This is a genomic window from uncultured Ralstonia sp., assembly GCA_913056305.1.
Classification (GTDB): domain Bacteria; phylum Pseudomonadota; class Gammaproteobacteria; order Burkholderiales; family Burkholderiaceae; genus Ralstonia.
On sequence record CAJXMR010000224.1, the window covers coordinates 1 to 7,446 of the forward strand.

Genomic DNA, 7,446 nt, shown 5'->3' on the forward strand with positions numbered 1-7,446 from the left:
TGCGAACCTTCCTTTGATTGCCCTCGCCGGAGGAAGTTTTGAACACCATCCCTAGGTACTACTACGTGGAATCTCGTCAGGCGGATCATTCGGCTGAGGGAGGGGTGATTGAAGGAGGGGAGGATTATGAGGTTGCAGATGTCTTCGCTCGTGACAATGGCTCTGATGATTTTGTCGGGAAGTGGATTAAGTCGAATTGCGTGGATATCGTGATTCCGGTTTATAACGGGTTTGATTATTTGGGTCCGTTGTTTGAAAGTTTGAGTAGAAATACTTGCGGCGACTATAGAATCATTGTTGTCGATGATTGCAGTCCTGATGCCCGCGTGTTGCCGTTCCTTAGAGATGTAGGAAAGAAGTTTCGCAATTATGTTCTGGTTGAAAATCGAGCGAACTTGGGGTTTGTGGGGGCGGTAAACCGAGCGGTTGAATCGCTATCGTCCGACATCTTTGTGCTTCTCAATACGGACACGGAAGTTCCTGCGGATTGGCTTCGCCGATTGCTGGCCCCAATGTTGTTGGATCCAAGCGTGGCAAGCGCAACGCCATTTTCCAATTGTGCAACTATCTGTAGCTTCCCGAATTTCGTCCAGGATAACGACCTATATTTAGGGTTGAATACAGACGAGATTGATTCCGGCTTTGCCGGTCTCCCGCTATCGCCCGTGGAGATTCCTACGGGTGTGGGGTTCTGCATGGCCATCAAGAGGCGAGTGGTCCAGGACCTCGGGATGTTCGACATCGCGTATGGGAAGGGGTACGGGGAGGAGAACGACTGGTGTATGCGCGCATCTTCTGCGGGGTATAAACACATTCTGGTTAATAACCTCTTTGTATACCACAAGCATGGCGGCTCGTTTCCTTCTGCTGAGAAGATGGCTTTGATTGAGAGGAATCATAAATTGCTGCTCTCCCGCTATCCAGCATATGATCGGATTGTGCAGGAGCATATCAAGAAGGATCCCGCGAAGATATTTCGGATGTTGGCCAAGATGAGCTTGGCTTGGAAGCAATCGGGTGTTCGTGCCGTTCTTGTTGTGGATCACGACCTGGGAGGCGGAGCAAATCATTATCGCAAAGAGCTTGTTGAGTCTTATGTCGGTAAAGGTGTTCCGGTCATGGTTTTCACGGATAATTCGATCAATAAGAAGATTTCTTTAGGAATTGATTATTTGGATGAAAGAATCGACCTAAGGCTTGATTCTGTCAATGATCTAGATGAGTTGTTTGGGCTGGTGCAGGTCTCGAAGATCTATTACAACAACGCGGTGGCTTCAGCCAGCCCATTGGCGGTCGGCGGCAAGATTTCCGAGCTTGCGAGGAAGTACCGGCTTGAACTTGTTGTGTTGATCCATGATTTTTATCCGGTTTGCCCCTCCTACACGTTGCTGAACAGTGAAGGGAGTTATTGTGAGGTGCCGACGGACCTGGAGTCGTGCGTGAAGTGTTTGCCGAATATTCCGCCGAAGGTGGCATCATTTATGCCACGCAATGCGTCAATATTCGAGTGGCGTGCTGTTTGGGGGGAAGTGTTGGCCACCGCAAGTCTGGTTAAGTGTTTTTCGGAGAATAGCCGAGAGATAATTGCCAAAGCATATCCGGAGATTTTAGGAAATATTGAAGTCGTGCCGCACGTGCTTAGCAAGAAGCCCCGCTTGCCTAAAATTTCTCGAGGGCAAGCGATGCATATCGGAGTGGTTGGGGGAATCAATTATCAAAAGGGCCTGGATGTCGTGCTGGGTATTGTGAAGGCAATCAAGAGCGACAGGTGGCGCAACAATGGAATCAAGATTACCGTGATCGGAGAGGTGGACGCACGCCTGCCGATTGATGGGTTAGCCGTCACCGGTCGTTATGATAAAGATGCGTTGCCGAAAGTCATTGAAGGTTGTGGAGCGAATGTATTCCTGTTTCCGAGCATCTGGCCGGAAACCTTCTCATACGTAGTTGCGGAACTCATGCAAATGGATGTTCGTGTAGCCTGTTTTGATCTTGGCGCGCCGGCAGACCGTGTCCGAACCTATTCGAAGGGATGCATTCTCCCGGACAACGATCCGGATGCGATTCTGGAGAGGCTCGTTCAAATGCACAAGAATATTCATTGAATTCTGATTCGTATTGTGATTTCGGCCGATGTGGGTCGCTTCAAGATGTTGTTGGCTTGGATCATGGATGTGAACGATTTTTCGGTGGGCCCTAGTTCACGGCCCAATCCGATCTAATATGAAGTAGACAAACAATGTTTAGCGCATCACTTATTCTGTCGAGACATCGACTTGGCTTGCTGACTTTCGCCACGACCCTTATGGCTGGCTGCGCAAACGTCGGATCTTGGCTTCCTGCTTCCGGGCCGACCACCGAGCAGGTAGCGGGAGGACAGTCCGACGTCGCAGAGTCCCCCATCAAGGTGCTCGATGTGACCGACGCATTAGCCCGTCAGGTGATGGGTGGTCAAAGGCGTCGCATGTTCTCTGAGATCTTTGGCGCGAGACCTGCCGCAGGCTATACCGTCGGCCCAGGCGATGTTGTCGAGGTATCCATTTGGGAAGCGCCTCCGGCTTCCTTGTTCGGTACCGCAGTGCTGGATCCTCGCGCTGGCATCGGGACTTCTCGCGTCACGACCTTCCCGGAGCAGATGGTGAGTGCTGTGGGCCAGATCAATATACCTTTTGCTGGGTCGATCCCGGTGGCCGGAAAATCGCCTCCGCAGATCGAGGCTGACATCGTGCGCCGGCTGAAAGACAAGGCAAACCAGCCTCAGGTCTTGGTGCGAGTAGTACGCAATACAACGGCGAACGTCACCGTCGTCGGTGAGTTTTCCAATAGCACCCGCATGCCCCTCACTGCCCGAGGTGAACGGTTACTTGATGCGGTTGCAGCGGCAGGTGGGGTCCGTCAACCTGTTGGGAAGATGACGATCCAAATGACGCGGGGTGATCAAGTTCAGGCGCTTCCGCTGGACACGATTATTCAGGACCCTAAGCAGAACATCGTTCTGCAACCGGGTGATGTTGTCACGGCGCTCTATCAACCTCTCAGCTTTACGGCGCTCGGCGCTACGGGTAAGAATGAGGAGATTGCCTTTGAGGCTCAGGGGATTACGCTTGCCCAAGCCTTGGCGCGTACCGGCGGCCTCCAGGACAACCGAGCCGATACGCGAGGTGTGTTTATCTTCCGCTTCGAAGATCCTACGGTATTGGGCAATCTTGCGAATGGTACGGATCGACTTACGCCGGAAGGCAAGCTGCCCGTAATCTATCGCGTGGATATGAAGGATCCGGGCACGTTCTTCGTTGCGCAGAATTTCCCGATTCGCAATAAAGATGTTCTGTATATATCTAACGCTTCCGGTGCTGAGCTGCAGAAGTTCCTGAACATCGTACTATCGATTGCCTATCCGATTCTGAGCGGTTATAGCGTCACCAAATAATGTCCTGGGGCCCGTTGAGGGCCCCTAAGTCGTAAAGGCTGACCCGGTGAGGCGGCTCTACGAATGCGTTGAGACCGATATCCGATAGCAGAGCAGATTGGTGCTGGTTTAGTCTCGACCCCGTAGATTTATTTATAGAGAATTGTGCTGCCTATATTCTTGGATGTCACCCGCCTGCTGGACCGCCTGTCCAAGCGCATGCTGCCGACCGGCGTGGATCGCGTCGGACTCGCCTACATCCAGCATTACGCCCATCGCGCACGTGCGGTATTGAGCGAGCAGGGCTTTTATGTCGTGCTATCGGAGCGCGAATCGGCGCTGGCGTTCGAGCTGTTGCTAAAACAGGACTTCACCCGTTCGAGGGGTGCACGGGCCATTATGATCCGGGCTATCCTGGGCGCCGTGAGGCGCGACTGTATCCCTAATCATGGTGTGCTTTTGCATACTAGTCATTCAGGAATGGAGTTCGGCCGGTATTTCCGCGCGATGGCAAAGAGAAACATCCGGTCGGTATTCATGGTGCACGATCTGATTCCGCTGACGCATGCCGAATACTGCCGCCCCGGCGTACGTGAAACGCATCACGAACGCATGCGTGTCGCGCTCGGCCATGCTGCCGGGATCATCGCCAACTCCCAGGCCACGCTGGATTCCCTGACGGAGCAGGCGCAGCGCGCAGGCTGGCCCTTACCTGGGGCCGTTGTTGCCCGCCTTGCCTCGGGCGTGCCCGATGCGGTAGCGGGGGAGCGCCCGCTTGCCGATCCTTATTTCGTCATGCTGGGCACCATCGAGCCTCGCAAGAATCACTGGTTTGTGCTCCATGTCTGGCGCCGCCTGGTCGAGAACCTGGGAGACCGGGCGCCGACGCTGGTGGTGATCGGTCGGCGCGGATGGGAGTGCGAGAATGCGGTCGACATGCTGGAGCGCTGTGGACCCTTGAAGGGCAAGGTCATCGAAGAAGCCAGCTGCTCGGATGCTCGTCTGCACAACTACCTGCTGCACGCCCAGGCACTGCTGTTCCCATCATTCGTGGAGGGCTATGGCATGCCCCTGGCTGAGGCGCTGGCGCTGCGAGTGCCCGTCATCGCCAGCGATCTGCCGGTTTTCCACGAAATCGCAGGCGATATTCCGGAATATCTTGATCCGCTCGACGGCCCCGGCTGGATGACGCGCATCATGCAGTACGCCGGCGCGGGAAGTCCGCAGCGCACCGCGCAGCTCGCGCGTATCGAAGCGTTTCGCGCGCCGACCTGGCAAGAGCACTTCGAGGTGGTCGACACGTTCATTGAGGAATTGGTGTAAATGGAGAGCCGGGGTACGCTCGCCGCGCCTGTGCCGCAGGCCGCTCTCCACATGCGCAGCATTACCCGCGGTTGGCGCACGCTAGCTTCTTTCATTGGGGCCGGCGGCGAGGGGATCTGGGCGGGTCGACTGGCCGGCCGGGTTGCCCGCCACTTGGCGCGAATGGTCGGGGCCGAGCAGGCTGCACTGCTGCCAGGGCCGATCTGGTCGGAATGCGACGTCGGCATGCCAATGCTGTCCTGGTTTGTGCTGCCACATGCTGACAAGGGTGGTGACCTGATAGCGGGGTCGCTGGCAGCGGTGCTCGCCGATGACGCCCACCTCGGTATGTCGCCCGAGCTTCCCGGCATGATGGCCCGCGTGGTTGATGCTTGTGCGGATTCCGTGCGCGCAGCGGTGCCGGACCGCCCGCCTGAGCTGGCACTGCCGCGCGAGCGGCCGCGTGTGATGCTGGTCGATCAGCCTGGCAGCCGCAAGGATGCTGCTGCGTTCAGGCGAATGGTGTCAGCGGCAGTGGCGGAGCACCCTGCAGCGGAGTTCTATATCTGGCCAGTTAGCAATGGCGCCGCCGGGTGCCTGTCCCGTATGCGTGAACTGCCGGTGCACGCGCGCCGGGTTGCTCCAGGCTTCAGCCTTTTCGCGTCGCTGCGATACATTGATCATCTCTATACGGTAAGCGCACTGGAAGGCATGCAAGCGCTGCTTGCCGGAGTGCCAGTGCGGGTGTTTGGCCGCCCGTACTATGCCGGCTGGGGCCTGACAGCCGATGACTTGCCGATGCCGGAGCGTCAATGCCGGCCGACACTAGCCGCACTGTTTGAGGCAGTCTACTTGCGCCTGGCGCGCTATCTCGATCCGCAGGCCCAAGGTGCCGGCTCGCTGGAACGGGTGCTCGACTGCATCGAGATCCAACGTGCCGTACGTGCCCGCTATGCGGATTGCCAGCAAGTGGCCGGGGTGCGTTTCCAGCGATGGAAGCGGTTTTTCGCCACGCCTTTCCTGACCGCTGGCGGGGGCAAATTGCGCTGGGCGGGCGCGCCGGAAAAGATCGAGCAGGGCGAGCGCGTGGCGCTGTGGGGCGGCAAAAGCACGGAAGGCATCCCCGCCGGCGCACCAATGCTGCGCATGGAAGATGGCTTCTTCCATTCGAACGGTCTGGGCTCCGACATGAACGCACCGTGCAGCCAGGTGCTGGATCGGGAGGGGCTGTATTTTGACGCGCGCGGCCCGAACGAGCTGACGAAAATCCTGAACGGTGCGCAATTCGATGACACGGAACTTGCTCGGGCGGCGGCTCTGCGTGAGCTGATTGCTCGCCTGGGCGTCACAAAGTACAACCTCGGCCGCCGCGCGCCGGGCTGGAAGGCGCCGGCCGGCAAGACGGTCATCCTCGTGGCGGGCCAGGTGGCCGACGATGCGTCGATCCGCTTCGGCACCGGGGCGCTCGGTACGGCCGAAGCGCTGCTCGAAGCGGTGCGCGAGCGCAATCCAGACGGCTTTATCGTCTACAAGCCGCATCCGGATGTGTTGTCCGGCAACCGGCGCGGGCTGGTGCATGCACACGAGTTGGCCGATGTTGTCGATGCCGAGGCCGACCTACTCTCGTTGGTGGATTGCGCCGATGAAGTGCACGTGCTGTCATCGCTCGCCGGATTCGACGCCCTGCTGCGAGGCAAGCGCGTGTTCACCTACGGCTTGCCGTTCTATGCCGGCTGGGGCCTGACACAGGATGCGCTGGAGCAACCGTGGCGGCAGCGCACGCTGACGCTGGACATGCTGGTGGCCGGTGCGTTGCTGCGCTACCCGATCTACTGGGACTGGCGCACCCGGCTGTTCACCACGCCTGAGTCAGTTGTCCGCAAGCTTGGATCGACCGCGGCGCGCCCACTTGAGCGGATTGCCGAAGACTGGCGGCGGCCGCTGCGCAAGGCGTGGCGCTGGAGCCGGAATGCGGTGTGGTATGGAGCTTGGGCCTGGGCGCACCGTCGGCAGGCGCGTCCGAGCTGAATGATGTAGGCGGCACGACACGCGTTGCAATCGGCTGGGTGCATTGATTGAGCGTGCGGAGATCTCAGTGGGAGTTGGTATGAATATTTACCCGGTCATTCTCTGTGGCGGAAGCGGTACCCGTCTCTGGCCGATGTCGCGTGGCGGTTATCCGAAACAGTATCTCAGGCTCACCGGTGAACACACGCTGGTGCAGCAGACGGCGCTGCGCCTGCACGGTATCGGCAATGTGGCCGCGCCGATCGTGATCGCCAACGAGGACCAACGCTTCCTGGTGGCCGAGCAATTGCGCAGCGTCGCCGTGCAACCCTCGGCGATCGTGCTGGAGCCGGTCGGCCGCGACACGGCGCCCGCCGTGGCCGTGGCGGCCTTGCTCGCGCTGCAGGCGACGCCCGACGCGCTGCTGCTGGTGCTGCCGTCGGATCATGTGATCCAGGACGACGTGGTGTTTGGCAAGCTCGCCACGGTTGCTGCGGGTGTCGCCAAGGACAACTTCCTGGTCACCTTCGGCATCGAGCCCACCGAGCCGCATACGGGCTATGGCTATATCCGCGGCGGCGAAGCCCTGACTGCGGTCGACGGCACGTACCGGGTGGAACGCTTTGTGGAGAAGCCGGACGCGACGACCGCTGCGCGCTTGCTGGAAGAGGGCGGGTACTACTGGAACAGCGGCATGTTCATGCTGAAGGCGGCCGCTTACCTGGACG

5 protein-coding genes are annotated in these 7,446 nt (G+C 58.6%); all 5 read left to right on the top strand.

The window, feature by feature from the left end:
* The first annotated feature begins 38 nt into the window (after window positions 1-38).
* On the top strand, window positions 39-2,105 hold the full coding sequence (locus QZ609_RS22430) for a glycosyltransferase (protein WP_295499662.1): 2,067 nt from the start codon (window positions 39-41) through the stop codon (window positions 2,103-2,105).
* 200 nt (window positions 2,106-2,305) lie between these two features.
* Window positions 2,306-3,430 carry a polysaccharide biosynthesis/export family protein gene (locus QZ609_RS22435; RefSeq protein ID WP_295499668.1) on the top strand — a complete coding sequence of 375 codons (1,125 nt, stop codon included), beginning with the start codon at window positions 2,306-2,308 and terminating at the stop codon, window positions 3,428-3,430.
* Window positions 3,431-3,574: 144 nt separating this feature from the next.
* Window positions 3,575-4,732, top strand: a complete 1,158-nt coding sequence (locus QZ609_RS22440; RefSeq protein WP_295499664.1) for a glycosyltransferase family 1 protein — start codon at window positions 3,575-3,577, stop codon at window positions 4,730-4,732.
* A gap of 30 nt (window positions 4,733-4,762) precedes the next feature.
* On the top strand, window positions 4,763-6,739 hold the full coding sequence (locus QZ609_RS22445) for a capsular biosynthesis protein (protein WP_295499665.1): 1,977 nt from the start codon (window positions 4,763-4,765) through the stop codon (window positions 6,737-6,739).
* A gap of 79 nt (window positions 6,740-6,818) precedes the next feature.
* Window positions 6,819-7,446: mannose-1-phosphate guanylyltransferase (locus QZ609_RS22450; RefSeq protein ID WP_295499667.1), on the top strand; the 628-nt coding region annotated here is incomplete at its 3' end.

Coding starts and splice junctions, on each gene's coding strand:
- QZ609_RS22435 (WP_295499668.1), top strand. CDS start 2,306: ATGGCTGGCTGCGCAAACGTCGGATCTTGGCTTCCTGCTTCCGGGCCG.